The 16,984-nt window shown below is 64.3% G+C and carries 12 protein-coding genes; 1 reads left to right on the plus strand and 11 read right to left on the minus strand.

Annotated features, from left to right (window positions below; genetic code table 11):
• Positions 1-150: 150 nt before the first annotated feature.
• From OSC30_RS14570 to OSC30_RS14620, 11 genes are all read right to left on the minus strand, one after another.
• Positions 151-3,306, minus strand: coding sequence for a type I restriction endonuclease subunit R (locus OSC30_RS14570; protein ID WP_267172591.1), 3,156 nt, complete (start codon positions 3,304-3,306; stop codon positions 151-153).
• Between the two features lie 97 nt (positions 3,307-3,403).
• Positions 3,404-4,672: an McrC family protein gene (locus OSC30_RS14575; RefSeq protein WP_267172592.1), complete on the minus strand. Its 1,269-nt coding sequence runs from the start codon at positions 4,670-4,672 to the stop codon at positions 3,404-3,406.
• Positions 4,669-6,924 carry an AAA family ATPase gene (locus OSC30_RS14580; protein ID WP_267172593.1) on the minus strand — a complete coding sequence of 752 codons (2,256 nt, stop codon included), beginning with the start codon at positions 6,922-6,924 and terminating at the stop codon, positions 4,669-4,671. The genes OSC30_RS14575 and OSC30_RS14580 overlap by 4 nt, the downstream gene beginning before the upstream one ends.
• Positions 6,924-7,190, minus strand: a complete 267-nt coding sequence (locus tag OSC30_RS14585) for a hypothetical protein (RefSeq protein WP_267172594.1) — start codon at positions 7,188-7,190, stop codon at positions 6,924-6,926. Before OSC30_RS14585 ends, OSC30_RS14580 begins: the two co-directional genes overlap by 1 nt.
• The gene (locus tag OSC30_RS14590) at positions 7,187-8,341 is read right to left on the minus strand and encodes a restriction endonuclease subunit S (RefSeq protein WP_267172595.1); all 1,155 of its coding nucleotides are present in this window, start codon (positions 8,339-8,341) and stop codon (positions 7,187-7,189) included. The genes OSC30_RS14585 and OSC30_RS14590 overlap by 4 nt, the downstream gene beginning before the upstream one ends.
• Before the next feature lie 157 nt (positions 8,342-8,498).
• Entirely contained in the window at positions 8,499-10,100 is a 1,602-nt protein-coding gene (locus tag OSC30_RS14595) for a type I restriction-modification system subunit M (protein WP_267172596.1), read from the minus strand.
• 309 nt (positions 10,101-10,409) lie between these two features.
• Positions 10,410-12,239 carry a glutamine--fructose-6-phosphate transaminase (isomerizing) gene (gene glmS, locus OSC30_RS14600; protein WP_267172597.1) on the minus strand — a complete coding sequence of 610 codons (1,830 nt, stop codon included), beginning with the start codon at positions 12,237-12,239 and terminating at the stop codon, positions 10,410-10,412.
• 173 nt (positions 12,240-12,412) lie between these two features.
• Complete coding sequence (locus OSC30_RS14605) at positions 12,413-13,783, minus strand: pyridoxal-phosphate dependent enzyme (RefSeq protein WP_267172598.1); 1,371 nt, start codon at positions 13,781-13,783, stop codon at positions 12,413-12,415.
• Positions 13,784-13,956: 173 nt separating this feature from the next.
• Complete coding sequence (locus tag OSC30_RS14610; protein WP_267172599.1) at positions 13,957-14,184, minus strand: HP1242/YdcH family protein; 228 nt, start codon at positions 14,182-14,184, stop codon at positions 13,957-13,959.
• Between the two features lie 356 nt (positions 14,185-14,540).
• Positions 14,541-15,209 carry a hypothetical protein gene (locus OSC30_RS14615; protein ID WP_267172600.1) on the minus strand — a complete coding sequence of 223 codons (669 nt, stop codon included), beginning with the start codon at positions 15,207-15,209 and terminating at the stop codon, positions 14,541-14,543.
• The gene (locus tag OSC30_RS14620; RefSeq protein ID WP_267172601.1) at positions 15,206-15,781 is read right to left on the minus strand and encodes a DUF4398 domain-containing protein; all 576 of its coding nucleotides are present in this window, start codon (positions 15,779-15,781) and stop codon (positions 15,206-15,208) included. Before OSC30_RS14620 ends, OSC30_RS14615 begins: the two co-directional genes overlap by 4 nt.
• Before the next feature lie 83 nt (positions 15,782-15,864).
• Here OSC30_RS14620 and OSC30_RS14625 point away from each other — a divergent pair, with 83 nt between their 5' ends.
• Positions 15,865-16,980 (plus strand): PilT/PilU family type 4a pilus ATPase, encoded by a 1,116-nt coding sequence (locus OSC30_RS14625; RefSeq protein ID WP_267172602.1) that lies wholly within the window; start codon positions 15,865-15,867, stop codon positions 16,978-16,980.
• Positions 16,981-16,984 lie beyond the last annotated feature (4 nt).

Raw genomic sequence — 16,984 nt, forward strand, 5'->3', positions numbered from 1 at the left:
GGGTGATCTCACGTTGCGGTCAATCACGCTCTGTCCGCTTAAGGCCTACCTGAGGCGACCATATCGGAACGTGAGATGCTACGCAAGTGCATGTTTTTACGTGTTTTTCTTACTAGTACGCGCAACAGACGCAGAGTGAAGGACGCGCCCTCAGATCACACAATCTTGAGTCCGAGCAATCGCCTCCATTCGGTGCGGAGGCTCAGCCCACAAATCCGCGAGCAGCTCGGCCTGTGCGATGACTTTTTCTGTGGCCTCCACCTGCTTGTCAGGCGGATATTTGTGCTTTACCAACAGCACCTTGATCATCGCCATCATGCGGGCGCGTGAGTCCTTTCGGTTTTGCCAGTTGATTGTGGCCGAACGTCTCAGCTTGTCGGTCAGCTCCTGCGCCAGTGCACGAAGGACAGGATGACCCAGCTCGCGCACCGCCGATTCGTTTTCGCTCAGCGCCTGGTAGAACGCGAACTCCTCTTCACTCATGCCATCAGGCGGGCGCGCTGCGTTGATCTCCCGGGCGAGCTTGATCAGCTCCTCGATCACTTGCGCCGTTGTCAGGCCGCGACTTTGGTAGCGGGCAATGGCTTCTTCCAGCTTTTTGGTGAACTCCTTGCCCTGCATCGCGTTCTTCTGACCGCGAGCCTTCACCTGATCGGTCAGCAGTCTCTGCAGCAATTCGGCCGCGAGGTTCCGGGTGGGCATCTCGCGGATCTGCTTCAAAAACTCTTCGTCCAGTAGCGAGATATCCGGCTTGCCCAGGCCGAGCGTGGCGAAGATGTCGTTCACGCCCTCAACCAGCACGCCCTTGGCCACCAACTGGCGCAGCGCCGCCTCCTTCTCCAGCCGCGAACGACTGGCACCGGCGCGGGTGAGCTTGATCAGGCATACGCGCACTGCCTGGAAGAAGGCAATCTCCTCGCGTACCGCCATTGCTTCGGGTTGGGTGCCAGCCAGGGCTTGCGCTGTGGTCAGACGGGCGACCTGGTCCAGATAGCTGCGCACGCCGACATTGCGGCCCTTATCATCGACCTGTGGATTGATCTGAAGGACGTGTTCCAGTGCCGGGCCAAGAAGAACCAGCACCTTCTTGGGGTCCTCGAACCCGGCGTAGTCGAAACCGTGGAAGAACTCCTTGCGAACCACGTCCAACGTATCCAGCAGGACTCGCAGTGCAGCTCCGGAGGTATCCACCGGCTCACGCTCGGCGCCAGCGTCCTTGGTGTACTGCTTGATCGCCTTTTTGAGCTCCTCTCCGATGCCGATGTAGTCGACCACTAAGCCGCCCGGCTTATCCTTCCAGATGCGGTTCGTGCGCGCGATCGCCTGCATCAGGCCGTGACCCTGCATCGGCTTGTCCACATACAGCGTGTGCACGGGCGGGGCGTCAAAGCCGGTCAACCACATGTCACGCACGATCACCAGTTGGAGCGAGTCGCCTGCATCCTTGAAGCGCTTTTCTAGCAGCTTGCGCTGTGGCTTATCAGTGCGGTGCGGTTGAAAGTGCGCAGGGTCGGCCGAACTGCCGGTCATGACGACTTTGATTCGACCCTCCCGAATATCGTCGCTATGCCAGTCCGGACGCAGCTTAACGATCGCCCCGTACAGTCGAGTGGCCGCCTCGCGCGATATCGCCACGATCATCGCCTTGCCTGCCACGGCCTCGGTGCGTGCTTCCCAGTGCGCCACGAGGTCAGCGCCCAGAACGTCAAGCCGTCCCTCCGCCATCGCCAGCGCCTCCAGACGGGTCAGGCGGCTGACCGTGCGGTTCTGCTGCGATTCGTCCTCGTCGTCCGTGGCTTCGAGAAACTCATCCATCAACGCCTGCTTCTCTGCCTCGTTGAAGCGCAGCTCGATAATGCGCGACTCGTAGCTCACCGGGACCACCGCCTGGTCGTCCTGTGCGGCGATCATGTCGTAGACGTCGACGTAGGTGCCGAACACCGCCTCCGTGTCGCGATCGTCCAGGCTCACCGGTGTGCCGGTCATACCCAGGTAGATGGCATTGGGCAGCGCGTCGCGCATGTACTTGGCCAGGCCGTACCTGGTCTTTCCCGTCTGGGTGTCCAGATCAGCGCGAAAGCCGTACTGCGTGCGGTGCGCCTCGTCTGCGATCACCACGACGTTGGAACGGTCGCACAGCACCGGTACGGTGGTGCTTCCCGCTTCTGGCGCGAACTTGTTGATGGTAGTGAAGAAGATGCCGCCCGCCTGCACACTCGAAAGCTTGTCGCGCAGGTCGTCGCGGCTTTGTGCCTGCTCCGGCGTGCCGCGTAGCGACCACGCGCAATCGGCGAACGTCTCGTACAGCTGGCCGTCTAGATCATTGCGATCGGTGACCAGCACCACGGTCGGGTTACGGAACTCCGGGTGATCGCGGAGCGCCATCACATAGAACAACGCTAGTAGCGATTTGCCCGACCCTTGGGTGAACCAGATCACGCCGCCCTTGCCATCCTTCCGATGAAGCAGCGCGTCAGCGGCGCGGGCTACGGCGCTCTGCACGCCGTGGTACTGGTGCCATTGCGCGATGATCTTGAACCCGGCGCCACCATAGGCTCCGCCGAACGCGACGAAGCTGCGGAAAAACGTCAGCAATGTGCTGGGATCGAGAAGACCCAGGATCAGCACGTCGAGTTCCAACCTGCCCTTCGCGACCTTTTCGCCGCCAAGCAGCCGCCAGCGCGAATAGCGCCCGAAGTCCGCGGTGAGCGCGCCGTAGCGCGCCACGGTGCCGTCGGAAATGACGTTCAGCAAGTTGTAATAGAACAGCTGCGGGATATCCGCCTTATAGGTTTGCACCTGGTTCCACGCCGCCTCGATGTCGGCGTGCAGATCGGCCGGGTTCTTCAACTCGATCAACACTAGCGGCAAACCGTTGACGAACAGCACTATGTCAGGCCTGCGAACCTTGAGCCCCTGAACGGTGAACTGCTGCACCGCTAACAGATCGTTGGTTCCAGCAAAGTCGAAGACTTGCGCGCGCAAGACGCTGCGCCGCCCGTCTGGCTCGATGCGCTGCACGGGTACGCCGTTGCGCAACCAGTCGTAGACCTCCTTATTGCCGTCCACCAGCGATTGCGCGCCGTAGCCGGTGAGCTGGCTCACAACTTCGTCCGTTTCCGCCACCGTCAGCGCAGGGTTCAGCCGCACGACCGCCTCGCGCAAGCGCGCCGCCAGCACCACGTCCGAGTACCTGGCGCGCGCATCCTCCGTACCGCCCGGCGCTACCTCGTCACCGTGCACGCAGCTCCAGCCCAGTTGCGTAAGCCAGTCCAGACAGGCGGATTCGAGATGATCTTCCTTCATGGGCTCCCCCTGTGACCTGCCCGTACTACGTGGCAGTTTCCAGCGCTTGGTGCACCATGTCACGACCAGCGCGCATGGCTACGTTACCTGCTCAACCTCATGTGGCCGCTCCACTCGGGAGCACGCCGGCCGGCAGGTTGCCGGTGAGCAGCTCCACTGGAACTGCGTCCAGCCGCAACCCATCCTCCAGGTCGAAACTATCCAGCGGGCCATTGAACGTTTCGCACTGCGGATAGACCAGCACCAGTTGGCCTCCTCCGAACAGATAGCGCTTGCCGTAGGCGAACAGTTGATAGAAGTCCCGTTGGTTTAGGCCGTAATGGTTCGATTTGTCAGCCTCGTCCAACAGCTTCCACTTGGCGTCCACCACCCACGTCGCGCCCTCGTGCTCGATCAGGAAGTCCGGTCGCAACTGAAACATCCGCCGTGCCCCCTGGCTGGCCAGATGCCGGCTGGCGACCTGCGACCTGAGCGTCGCGCCCGCCGGCAAGAGGCGGCGCAGGCTCGCCTCGACGAAGCACTCGAACACCTTCTCCATCGGAAACAGCAGGCTGCGCCCGGTCCAGTGGCCGAGCGCCGTTAGCGGGTTCCGGTTGCCGAGGATCAGCTCGCACCACGGGCGGATGGCTCCGTAGTGGCTCATCAACCGGTCCTGGCTCCAGCGACGGAAGTCCCCCGCGACTTCGTGGCTGCGCGGGACCTCGGCCAAGGTGTGCGCCAGCTCGTGAGCCAAACGCCAGTTGGCCGGTTCGCAGGTCAGGCCGGCGACCCGGTCCAGCGCGGAGGCGATCAGCCGGTTCTCGGTGCGGTTGGCATCAAAGATCTGGTGTTCCACCTGGAAAAGATGCTGACGCCCTGCGGGCTGGCGCAGCTGACGTGCCACCTGTAGCCGGCCCCGCAGGAAGCGCACTTCTTCCTCGACCAGGTGATAGTCGAATCGCAGACCACGACGAACGAGCAGGTCCAGCTCAGCGAGGAATTGCTGGATGATCCACTCGCTGACCGGGGCATCGAACGTCTGCAGCGCGGTCGGACCGGTGTCACGCACTGGTAGCCGCAACCCTTCGCGAAGCATTCGCACCAGGACCTGGCGTGCACTCGCCACGTCACCCGCGCCGCGCACATGCTTGGGCAGGATCTCGATGCGCGTACCGCACGGTGATTCGAGCACCCCGACGTAGTTGTCCAGCCGCAACCAGTGCCGGTCCTCCACCAGCACGAGGGCCGCACCGCCTGCGCGATGCCGCTGTGCCTCCCGGCACAGCCAATCGAACGCGGTGGGCGAGATACTCGCCCAATCCAGGCTGCCAGCCGGTACCGGACCGGTAGTCAGCCTCGCATGCTCGCGGACGGTGACGAGCGTCACGCGGGAACCTGGTCTGCCTTGATGATCTCGAGGTAAGCCTTCGGGTTGGCGAACGCGTCGTTATTGAGCGCCCACAGGTGCCCTTCGCCGGGCAATTCGACCTTGTCGCCCAGCAGCTCGGCTATGCCCACGGCGGCCTGTTGCAGGAAACACAAGGCCCGTTCTGACTTGCGATGGTCGTTGAGCACCCAGGCGATTTTCTGCCAATCCTCGAAGAAGTACTCCTGTAGCAAGGGCAGCACCTGCCGACGGAAGATCTCGGCCAGCCGCTCCAATGAGGGGTCGTCCTTCAGGTTCATGAAGTACGCGTGCCCCAGCATATAGTCGCGGCCCAGCAGCATCTCGATGCGCCGGTTCATGGTCGCCAGCAGAGCATCCACCGGGATGCCATTCACCACCACGCCCGCAAGCGCGCTTGGATCAGGCCGCATTTCGACGAATTCGAAGCGCCGCCGCAACGCCACATCCAGCCCCGCGAGCGAGCGATCCGCGGTGTTCATCGTGCCGATCAGGTGAACGTTGCGCGGCACGCTGAAGCGATCCTTCGAGTAGGGCAAGGTCACTTCCAGCGCCTCAGGGCAACCTGCGCGCTTGGACGGCTCGATCAAGGTGATGAGCTCGCCGAAAATCCGCGAGATGTTGCCGCGATTGATCTCGTCGATGATCAGCACTCGCGGCTCGGGCTCATGCGCCTGTTCGGGTGCCAACAGCGAGGCCAGTCGATCGAGGTTGATCGTCCCCGGGCGCGGCTCATAGATCGTCATCTGGCTGAAGCGGTTTTCCATCAGGTCTGTGTAGGGGCGAGCGGGCTCGTATTGCCTCAGCCAGCGCACCGGTCGGCCCTGCGCATAGCTGTCGGCGTCACCGCGATCGACATGCACATAACCACCCGTGACCTCGCCGATGGCCCGAAACTTAAGATTGCCCTGGCTGACCACGATCAGGTCGCCGACCTTGACGCGCCGAATAAACAGGTCGAGCGCAGTCACTGTGTAATCGCTGGATTTGATCTGCGGGTCCACCGCTTGTAACCGCTCGACGATCTCGGCACGGGAACTCACGCCGGTCAGGTCTACGCTTGAACCGAATCCAAGTAACGCCATGCCCTTGGCCATGCATTCGTCAAAGATGTGGCCCTCGGTACCGGAGTCGCCAAGCGACACCTTCCAGATACTGCGCCCGTTGATGCCGATCCCTGGACCGGATGTGGCGATGTTGCGACTGCGTGCCGCCTCGCAGATCTGCTTGAAAACGCCGTCCTCCACGTCGTAGCTAAGGGCCCCTGAAGGCTCATCGCGGTTGGCACGGATGCCCTCGACGAAATCCTCGTAGCTGAAGCTCTGGTGGAAGGTGACAAAGCGGATGAAGCCTGCCTGCACCAAGGCATCGAAGCGTTGCTTCAAGGCCGCGCGATCGGTTTCGTGCGCAGCGAGAAACGCGGGGTCCAAGATGTACAGCGCCTCGTTGACCGTGTGATAGGTCTTCCCGGTGCCAGGCGGGCCGAAAAGGATCTTGTTGATGGGCATGGGCATTTTAGGTTCGGACACGTGCTGCTCCGGGCTGGCTGCAGTGGCGACAGCCGCCGGCAGCAAGGTGATGTGGTAGTGGTCATCGGCCATGCGCTCGATGCGCAGCCGATCGCCGCCCCTGGCTCCTGTCGCGAGGTAGTACCCGCTGGCCGCCGCGCGGTTGTGGAGATAGCCGGAGTTGGGGCTGCTGCGGTAGACGTCGGAGTGGAACTCGGTACCCGCGTCGGTGGTAAAGCGCGCCGGAACCGCTGGGGCGTCCGGGTCCTTGGCGCGAATCATTGACGGTGGAAAGAAGTCCTCGTCGAACGCCTTGATCGGAAAGAACGTGTTGCCAGGCTTCACGGCACCATTGGTCAGGGTCACAGTCATCGTGGGGTGCAGCTTCCCCAGCTCTCTCACCGACGTCTTGTGGCTGCTGGTGGATGCCGGGTCGGAGTAGACCTCCCATACGCCATGCACCTTGGGGTCGTAGGGGACGTAGCGACGGTCAGGCTGCCTGAAGAGACGGTCGTGCGGATGACCGGCATCCGTCCTCCGCGGCTCTGCGCCGCCCTGGTAGTGCGTTCTCCCCTTGTCGTTGACGCAGGCACTCTTGAGTGCCCTGAGGATGGACTTCGGGTTGACGTTGCCAAGCTTCGCGCATACCTCAGCTGCGGTGATTGGTCGGCCTGCTTCAACGGCCGCGTCAACGGCTCGTTTCCACTGTGGCTCGATGATTCCCATCAGGCGACCACCTCGATGGGGATGCCGCCAAAGCGCGCCTCGTCGGCGTGGCAGCGGATGTCGTCGATCCAGCACGCGTGACAAGCGTAGACCTCGCCCGTATCCGCGTAGTGCGCCTGGAAGCCACCGGAGAGATCGACATTGGAAAAGCGTAGCGGCCGCCCGTCAGCCGCAACCGCCTTGCGGACGCAATCCTCGCAGACATGGCGCGGATAGCGTGGGGCGGATTTGAGCGGAACGCCGCAGATCGGGCAAGCGTGACTCATGCGACGGCCTCGACTTCGCCCTCGGCTTCGGGAAGGCGAAGCTTGCCGGAGATCAGGCGGGGGAGAAGGGTGTCGCGGAGTTTGGCCAAAACTTCGTAGCAGCGGTTGTTATTGCTTATCGCGGCGTAAATGGGCGCTACGACCTTGTCCCAGGCATCACGCACTGCGGCGGGTGCAACGACAACCTCAAGTCGATATGCATTCTCCCTGTTGAGCCCGGGAACAGCTGCGTCCGTATTCATTTTGTCGAGACCGAGAGACCGCAACACTTGCAGGCACAAGGTCAGCGGAGCCTCTTTCGGCCGAACGAAAAACACCGTATCAATCGGATGACATGGCCGATCCTCCCAATAAATCGTGCCAACCGACCCTTTCCGTCCAACGATGATGGTGGGGCACTTTACGAGGGCGACGTCGTGCCAACCGGTTATTCCTCCGCTGCCATATACCGGCACTTCACCGGCTACGCGGTCGCTAGCTTTCAATGCCCTTCCATAGGCGAGTTCAACCAGATCTGAGAGCCTCGCGATACACCAGCCCTTCGGAATCAACCCCAGCTCGGACTCCTCGAACTCGCTAGGGAACAGGGCGGCGGTGGCGGCGTCCATGGGCGCTCCAGGCATCCTGCCTCCCGCGTCACTCGCACTTCCCTGTGCAGCGACTTCCGGCTCGCGGCCTTCGGCCTTGGCGCGCACGGGATCGAAGTCCACGAACCAGGACTTGAACAGGGCTTGGGCGATGGCTTCGAGTGTGGCGTTGGTTTGTCGGAGGAGATCGATGCGATCGTCAAGGGAAGCAACAAATTTGCCGATCTCGATTTGAATTCGGAAAGATGGGAGAGGTACCGAGAGTTCAGAGATGATTTCCGTGTTGAGGTTCGGCATCACCGCACCGACTGCGTGAGTGCGTAGCCAATGGAATGCCTCTTCAGTTGCCAAGTAGGCCGCTAAGAACCTTGGATGGACCTGCTTTCCATCAACCCGCAACAGAATCGCGCCGGTGCCACATAACGAGCCGACGTGATCGCTATCTACATAAGCAGACAAGCCTGTTGCTTGGATGCCACGCCTTGCGAAAAGGATGTCCCCCTTCTTCAGCTTGTGTCGCTCAAGCTCGGCGGCTTTTTCGAGGCAAACGTTGGGAAAATCCACGTCAGCTCGGATCCGCCCTCGACCAATGCCTTCGGTTGGTATCACCGGGATCCCCGAAGTCACGTAATCATGCTTGTGCAGCTGTGATCCAAAGGGTCCGGTTTGCAGCCTTGCCGCTCCGGTCGCGACCAACTCTCGAATCGCAACGCGCCGAAAGTCAGACCCCATAGCCCAACGCTCCCAGCTTCTCCCTGATCGTTACATCCAACTCCGCCCCCTTCGCCATCTGCTCGGCTAGCAGTCCAGTCAGCCGCTCCATCTTCTCGGCAAAAGCCTCATCGTCATCGTCTTCCGCCACGGTGCCGACATAGCGGCCGGGCGTCAGCACGAAGCCATGTTTCTCCACTTCATCCAGGGTGGCGGAGTAGCAGAAGCCCGGCTCGTCGGCGTAGTTCGCTCCATCGCTGAAGTCGGTGCCGCGCCAGCGGTGGTAGGCCTGCGCGATGCGCGCGAGGTCCTCGTCGGTGAACTCCACCTGCGTGCGCGAGATGCGGCCGCTAGCGGCCTTGCGCGCATCGATGAAGAGCACTTGCCCGCTGCGGTCGATGCGACCATTGCCGCCGATCTGTTTTTCCTTGGACAGGAACCACAGGCAGGCGGGGATCTGGGTGTTGGAGAAAAGCTGGCCAGGCATGGCGACCATGCACTCGACCACGTCGGCCTGGACCATGGCGCGGCGGATCTCGCCCTCGCCCGATTGCTGCGAGCTCATCGAGCCGTTGGCCAGAACGGTGCCCGCGCGACCGCGCTTGGAGAGGCGCGCCAGCATGTGTTGCAGCCAGGCGAAGTTGGCGTTGCCCTTCGGGGGGATGCCATAGACCCACCGCGGGTCATCGGTGAGCTTGTCGCCGTCCCAGTCGGAGATGTTGAACGGCGGGTTGGCCAGGATGTAATCAGCGCGCAGCGTCTTGTGCTGGTCGTTGGTGAAGCTGGAGCCGTAGCTCTGGCCGATGTTGCCGTCCAGCCCGTGCACGGCCAGGTTCATCAGGCACAGGCGCCGGGTAGCGGCCATCAGTTCCTGGCCGTAGATAGCCAGGTCGCCCTTCTTGCCCAAGGTTTTCTGGTGCGCGTCCTTAAAGCGGGCCGACTGCACGAACATGCCGCCGGAGCCGCAGGCCGGGTCGTAGATGCGCCCCTTGAACGGCGCCAGGATCTCCACGAGCAGGTTGACCACGCTCTTAGGCGTGTAGAACTCGCCGGCCTTGGCGCCCTCGTTCATGGCGAACTGGCCGAGGAAGTACTCGTACACCTCGCCGAACACGTCACGGCTGCCGTGTTTCGCGGGGTCGAAGTTGAGCCGTGCGACCAGCCCCATCAGCTCGCCGAGCTTGCCCGGTTCCAGCGCCAAACGGGAAAACTCGCGGTAGAGCACCCCCTTGAGCGTGGGGTTTTCCGCCTCGATCTCACCCATGGCCCGGTCCAGCCTTTGCGCCAGATCGGGGGCCGTAGCCTGATCCAGCAGCGTGTCGAAGCGGGCGGACTTGGGCACCCAGAACACGTTGTCCTGGTCATAGAACGTCTTGTCGCCGGTGAAGGTCTCGGCGCTTTCCTCGCGGATGGCCGGGTCGTCGATGTAGTACTCGGAGGCCGGATCGGCAATGCGGTGGCGGATCACCTGCGCCTGGGCGGCGAACATGTCCGACACGTACTTGAGGAACACCAGTCCCAGCACCGGGTACTTGTACTCCGCCGCGGAGACCGAACCGCGCAGCTTATTGGCGGTGTCCCACAGCGTCTTCTTGAATTCTTCGTTGGTCATGCGTGCCCCTGAGTCCTGCGTGCAACTTTACTTTTCTATCACGCAGATGTCGCAGGGGACGACACCGAAAACCCACGCCAACGACCAGAGTCCGGGTTTCGCAACCCGGAATCGCGGGCTCGCGTGCGGTCAGCCAGACCCGCGGTAAGCCCCTCACCCGTACCGCGACCGCCGACGGACATGACCCACTCCGCGGGGTCTCGGAGCGCTTGGATTTTCTATTAGCCCGAGGGGGGCAAGGATTTGGACGCTTTATTACCGCCTTGGACTTTCTATTAGGTCACACCATGTAGCCCGTGCCCGTTCCGTTCATTCCACCGTGACCGACTTGGCCAGGTTGCGTGGCTGGTCGACGTCCGTGCCGCGCAGCACGGCGACGTGGTAGGCGAGCAGTTGCAGCGGCACGGTGAACACGGCCGGCGCGATGAAATTGCCGCCACTTTCGATGCGCAGCGTGGTGCCGTTGGCGTTACCGGCGTCCATCGGGGCGCTGTCGTCGGCGAAGACGATCAGGCGGCCGCCGCGGGCGCGCACCTCCTGCAGGTTGGACTTGAGCTTGTCCAGCAGCGGGCCGTTGGGGGCCACCGCGACCACCGGCATGGCTTCGTCGACCAGCGCCAGTGGACCGTGCTTGAGCTCGCCGGCCGGGTAGGCCTCGGCGTGGATGTAGGAGATTTCCTTGAGCTTGAGCGAGCCTTCCAGCGCCACTGGGTACTGCGCCCCGCGGCCCAGGAACAGGGCGTGCTCCAGCGGTACGAACTGGGTCGCCAGCTCGAGGATCTGCGGCTCGAGCTTCAGCGCGTTCTCGATCGCGCGGGGCAGGTGCGCCAGTTGCGTGCACAGCTCGGCGTAGCGCGCGTTGTCCAGCCCGCGCTGCTCGGCCAGCTTCAGGCACAGCAGCGCCAGCGCCGCCAGCTGGGTGGTGAAGGCTTTGGTCGAGGCCACGCCGATCTCGGGACCGGCCCGGGTCATCAGCTTGAGGTCCGCCTCGCGCACCACCGAGGATTCGGGCACGTTGCAGATCGCCAGCGTGCCCAGATAGCCGCGGTGGCGCGATTCGCGCATCGCCGCCAGCGTGTCGGCGGTTTCGCCGGACTGGGAAATGGCCACGAACAGCGTGCCGCCGGGCACCACCGTGTCGCGGTAGCGGTACTCGCTGGCTACCTCGACGTGGACCGGCAGTCGCGCGTATTCCTCGATCCAGTACTTGGCGACCAGGCCGGCGTGGTAGCTGGTGCCGCAGGCGATGATGTGGATGCCCTCGACCTTGCCCAGCAACTCGTCGCCGCCGACGCCGAAGATGTTCGGCAGCACGCCGTGCGGGCCGATGCGCGCTTCCAGCGTGTCGTTGACCGCCCGCGGCTGCTCGTGGATTTCCTTCTGCATGTAGTGGCGGTATTCGCCGCGCTCGACCGCATCGGTGGAGAGCTCGCTCTGGTGCACCGTGCGTTCCACCGGCGTGCCGTCCAGGCCATAGACCTGCACGCTGTCGCGAGTGATCTCCACCACGTCGTCCTCGTCCAGGTAGACCATGCGGTTGGTCACCTGGATCAGCGCCTGCGCGTCGGAACCGAGGAAGTTCTCGCCGATGCCCACGCCCACCAGCAACGGCGCGCCGCGGCGGGCGCCGACCACGTGGCCGGGCTCGTCGCGGCTGATCACGGCGATGGCGTAGGCGCCTTCCAGTGCGCGCACGGTGGCCAGCACCGCGTCGCGCAGACCGATGCCGCCGGCGATGCGCTCCTCGATCAGCGCGGCCATCACCTCGGTGTCGGTCTCGGAGGTGAACACGTGGCCGCGGGCCTGCAGCTGCTCGCGCAGGCTGGCGTAGTTCTCGATGATGCCGTTGTGCACCAGCGCCACGCGACCGACCATGTGCGGGTGGGCGTTGGCCTCGTTGGGAACCCCATGGGTGGCCCAGCGGGTATGCGCGATGCCGGTGCCGCCCTGCAGCGGGTCGGCCACGTACAGGGCCTCCATCTCGCGCACCTTGCCCTTGGCGCGCACGCGGCGGATGGCTTCCCCATCCAGCACGGCCAGACCGGCCGAGTCATAACCGCGGTATTCGAGCGCCTTCAGGCCGGCGATCAGCAGCGGGGCGACGTCGCGCTGGGCGGTGGCGGCAACGATTCCACACATGGAGCGGATTCCTTCGGTCGGTTATGGGCCGCGATTATGCACGCTCGCCTGCCATGGAAATGTCCAGCCCGCCGTCTGCCCTCCTGCGGTAGCGCCCGGGGCACGACCGCAGGAGATGAGAATGCGAGACCTTTGCCTTTCCGAATCCCTAATACCGAATCCCAAATCCCGGCTTAGTGCACCTTGCGTCGCAGGTAATTCAACAGGTCGATGCGGGTGATCAGGCCCAGGAAGCGGTCGCCGTCGACCACGATCGCCACGTGCCCGCGCTCGAACACCGGCAGCAGGGCTTCGATCGGCGAATGCACGTCCAGCTTGTGCAGCGAGGCGATCATCGCGGTGGCCACCGTATCGCGGAAGCGCGCCTCATTGGCGTGCACGTGCATCAACACGTCCGACTCGTCGAGGATGCCGACCAACTGGTCGCCATCCATCACCGGCAGCTGCGAGACGTCGTACAGCTTCATGCGCGTGTAGGCGGTCATCAACAGTTCGTTGGGGCCCACCACCACGGTGTCGCGCTGGGCGAACGGCCGCAGCAGCAGATCGCGCAGGTCGCCGTGCTGGTCGCGCTGGATGAAGCCGTTGTCCAGCATCCAGTAGTCGTTGTACATCTTCGACAGATACTTGTTGCCGGTGTCGCAGACCAGCGTGACCACGCGCTTGGGCGCGTCCTGCTCGCGGCAGTACTTCAGCGCGGCGGCCACCAGCGTGCCGGTGGACGAGCCGCCCAGCACACCTTCCCGGGCCAGCAGCTCGCGGCCGGTCAGGAAGCTTTCGCGGTCGGAAATGGGATAGGCCTTCTTCACCCGCGAGAAATCGCTGATGGTCGGCAGGAAATCCTCGCCGATGCCCTCGACCATCCAGCTGGCCGATTTGTCCGACAGCGTGCCTTCGTTGATGTACTGCGACAGGATCGAACCGACCGGATCGGCCAGCACGATCTCGGTGCCCGGCGAGTGCTCGGCGAAGAACTGCGACAGGCCCGTCATGGTGCCGGAGGAGCCGCAGCCGACCACCACCGCGTCGACGCGCCCGTCCATCTGCTCGAGGATCTCCGGTCCGGTCGTCTCGATGTGCGCGCGCGGGTTGTCCGGGTTGCCGAACTGGTTGATGAAGTAGGCGCCCGGCGTTTCGCGGGCGATCCGTTCGGCCATGTCCTGATAATACTCAGGATGGCCCTTTGCCACGTCCGAGCGGGTCAGCATCACCTCGGCGCCCATCGCCTTGAGGTTGAAGATCTTCTCGCGGCTCATCTTGTCCGGGACCACCAGGATCAGCCGGTAGCCCTTGGCCTGCGCCACCAGCGCCAGGCCCAGGCCGGTGTTGCCAGCGGTGCCCTCGACCAGCGTGGCGCCGGGCTGGATCCTGCCGGCGCGCTCGGCCCCTTCGATCATCGACAGGCCGATGCGATCCTTGATCGAACCGCCCGGATTGGCGCTCTCGAGCTTGAGGAACAGCTCGCACGACCCCGTGTCGAGATGCTGGGCCTTCACCATCGGGGTATTCCCGATCAGCTCCAGCACGCTTTGGTGAACCGTCATGGCGACTCCGTCGTTACGGCGCCCGAAGGCGCGGGACAAGACGCACGATGATAACCGAGGCCCCGCAGGGCTCGCCCATGTCCTGTAGGAAAACGCCTGGCGGGTGGGACAGAAAACACGCGGCCCCGGCGCTTCCTTGGGAAGGGCCGGGGCCGCGTTGGAAACAGTGGATTTCAGTGGATCCGTGGGGCTCGCGCATCCCACATGCGTTGCAGGCGTTCCTTGGCGTGCAGTTTTTCCTTCTTCATGCCGGCCAAGGTGAAATCATCGATGGGAAGCACGCCGATCTCGGCGTCGTGCACCTTGCTCTTGAGTTCGCGGTGCTGATGGAAGAGCCGACGGAATTCGGCGTCGGCCTTCATGAATGCTTCGACATCGTCACGCTGCTGGTTTTCGAACATGATCCGACCTCCTCGCGAGATGGGCAGGCGCGTGATCGGCGCGCCCGCAGGCGGATGAAGCGCGCGCGCCCACGCCCCGTACGCGAGTCGCGAAACAGGGACCAACAGTGCGGGGGAAATGGGCGCATGTTTCAGGTCAGTGAGCCGTGGAGCGGATGCCCCGTGGCAGCCTTGACCCTACTCCCGCCCCGGGAGGCACGCAAGCCACCGCGGAAACCCGCGACTGGCCGGCTTTTCGAATGGTCGAGCCCGCCTGAGCCGCGCCCGGATCCTCGCGACGGCGCCCTTGGGCGCCACCTCAATAACGGTCGTGCCCAAGGGTACTGCTACCGGAATCAAGCGGGCCCGGCGGCCGGTCAGTGGCCCTTGGTGCCTTTGTCCGTCGTCGCCTTCTTCGCAGGCGCGGCGGGCTTTTCCGCCTCAGGCGAGGACGACTGGTCGCTTTGCATCTGCGAGCGCATGGCGCGCGCGGCCTGCGCGGCCGCCTCCGCCTCGCGGCGGGCGGCGCGGGCCACGCGGCTCTGCGCCGCAGCCAGTTTCCTGGCCCGCTCGGCCTCGCCACGCGCCTGCTCGGCGGCCTGCGAAGCGGCCATGCCCTGCTGCTGCAGGCGGGCGGCCTCTTCCTGCGCCATCTGGTATTGCATGCGCTGGCGCTCCAACTCCATGCGGGCGGCCTCGGCTTCGCGGCGGCTGGCTTCCAGCAGGATCTGGGCGTGTTCCCGGTCGAGCTGGTCGAGCTTCTCCCGGGCGTCCTGCAGCTGCGCCGCGGCCTTGGCCAGGTCGACCCGGCGTTCGGCCAGGTACAGCGCGTGCGGCCGCTCGCCGCGACTGGCCTCCTCCAGCCGTGCGATGGCGGCGCGCGCCAACGCCTGCTCGGCCTGGGCATAGGTGCCCAGCGTCGCATCGTTGCCCAGTTGATCGAGGCTGGAATTGAGGCGATTGACGTCCATGTCGTCCTGGCGCGCCTGGACCGGGCCGGCCAGCGCGAACAGGGCGATCAATGCGGTGATGACAAGGCGCTTCATCGCTGGCCTCCCTGGTCCTGATGATCTGCCGGCGCAGGCACCGGCTGGAAACCGCCCTCCTGCGGCAGCGGCGCGGACAGCACCGAAGCGGACGGGGCCGGCATGTCCTGCAGCAGGGCCGGGGCGCTGGCAGCCGGCGCCGGGGCCGGCATCGGAGCCAAGGGCGGCCGGGCGTGCGCTTCGGTCTGCTGGCGCAGGCGGGTGTTTTCCTCGACCTTGGCCTGGATCTGCGCCCGGGCGCTGCCCAGCCGGGCGCGGGTACGCGCCAGTTCGGCGTCGGCACGCGCCTCTTCGGCCAGGTTGGCCGCGTCGGCGTACTTGCGCGCGGCCATGGCCGCCTGCGCCTGCTGGAACTTGCCCTGGGCGAAGCCGAGGTCGACCGGATCGTAGTCCGCCGCACCGGCATCCCGGGCGGACTGCAGCAAGGCCTGCGCCTGGTTCATCGCCGCGTCCGGGGGCGGGACGGTGGCGCAGCCGGCCAGCGCCAGCAGCGCCAAGCCCAGGGTCAAACCGCCCGCCGCCTTGCCGATACGCTTGAAGCGGCCCGGCGATCGGGAAAAGATGTGCACCATCACTCAGTCCTCGCGCAGTGTCGCCGCGTATTGTGGGCAGGCATAATCAACGTTTGCAACGCAAGCAGCCCAGGGGCCCCTTCGTGGATATCGGTTACTTCCTCAAGCTGATGGTAGACAAGGGCGCGTCGGACATGTTCCTGACCACCGGCGCCCCGGTGAACATCAAGGTCGAGGGCAAGCTCTACCCGCTCGGCAATACCGGCCTGCCCGGCGGCATGGTCAAGAAGATCGCCTACTCGCTGATGGACGAGGGCCAGGTGCCGCAGTTCGAGCGCGACCTCGAGCTCAACATGGCGCTGGCGGTGAAGGAAGCCGGCCGTTTCCGCATCAACGTGTTCAAGCAGCGCGGCGAAGTGGGCATGGTGATCCGCGCGATCAAGAGCGAGATCCCCTCGGTCGACCAGTTGCAGCTGCCGCCGATCTTCCGCGACCTGATCATGGAGCAGCGCGGGCTGATCCTGGTGGTCGGTGCCACCGGCTCGGGCAAGTCGACCACGCTGGCGGCGATGCTCGACCACCGCAACTCCAACTCGCCCGGCCATATCCTGACCATCGAGGATCCGATCGAGTACCTGCACCGGCACAAGAAGTCGATCATCAACCAGCGCGAGGTCGGGCTGGACACGCACAGCTATCACGAGGCGCTGAAAAACGCGATGCGCGAGGCGCCGGACGTGATCATGATCGGCGAGATCCGCGACACCGACACGATGGAGGCGGCGATCGCCTTCTCCGAAACCGGCCACCTGTGCCTGGCGACGCTGCATTCGAACAACGCCGACCAGACGCTGGAGCGCATCCTCAACTTCTTCCCCGAATCGGCGCACAAGAACGTGCTGATGAACCTGGCCCTCAACCTGCGCGCGGTGATCAGCCAGCGCCTGGTGATCGGCAAGGACGGCCGCCGCATCCCCGCGGTGGAAGTGCTGCTGAACACCCCGCTGATCCGCGACATGATCCGCCGCGGCCAGATCCACGAAGTCAAGGAAGCGATGGACCGCAGCCTGCAGGAAGGCATGCAGACCTTCGACCAATCGCTGTACAAGCTCTACAAGAGCGGACGCATCGAGCTGGAGGAGGCGTTGTCCAAGGCCGATTCCCGCGACGGGCTGGCCCTGAAAATCCGCCTTTCCGAAGGCGCCGGCGAGGAGAACACCGAGCTGGCCGGCAACGACCCTTACGGGTTGGGCTTCTGAGCCT

Origin of the sequence: Frateuria hangzhouensis (genome assembly GCF_026410505.1) — a bacterium.
Lineage (GTDB): Bacteria > Pseudomonadota > Gammaproteobacteria > Xanthomonadales > Rhodanobacteraceae > Frateuria_A > Frateuria_A hangzhouensis.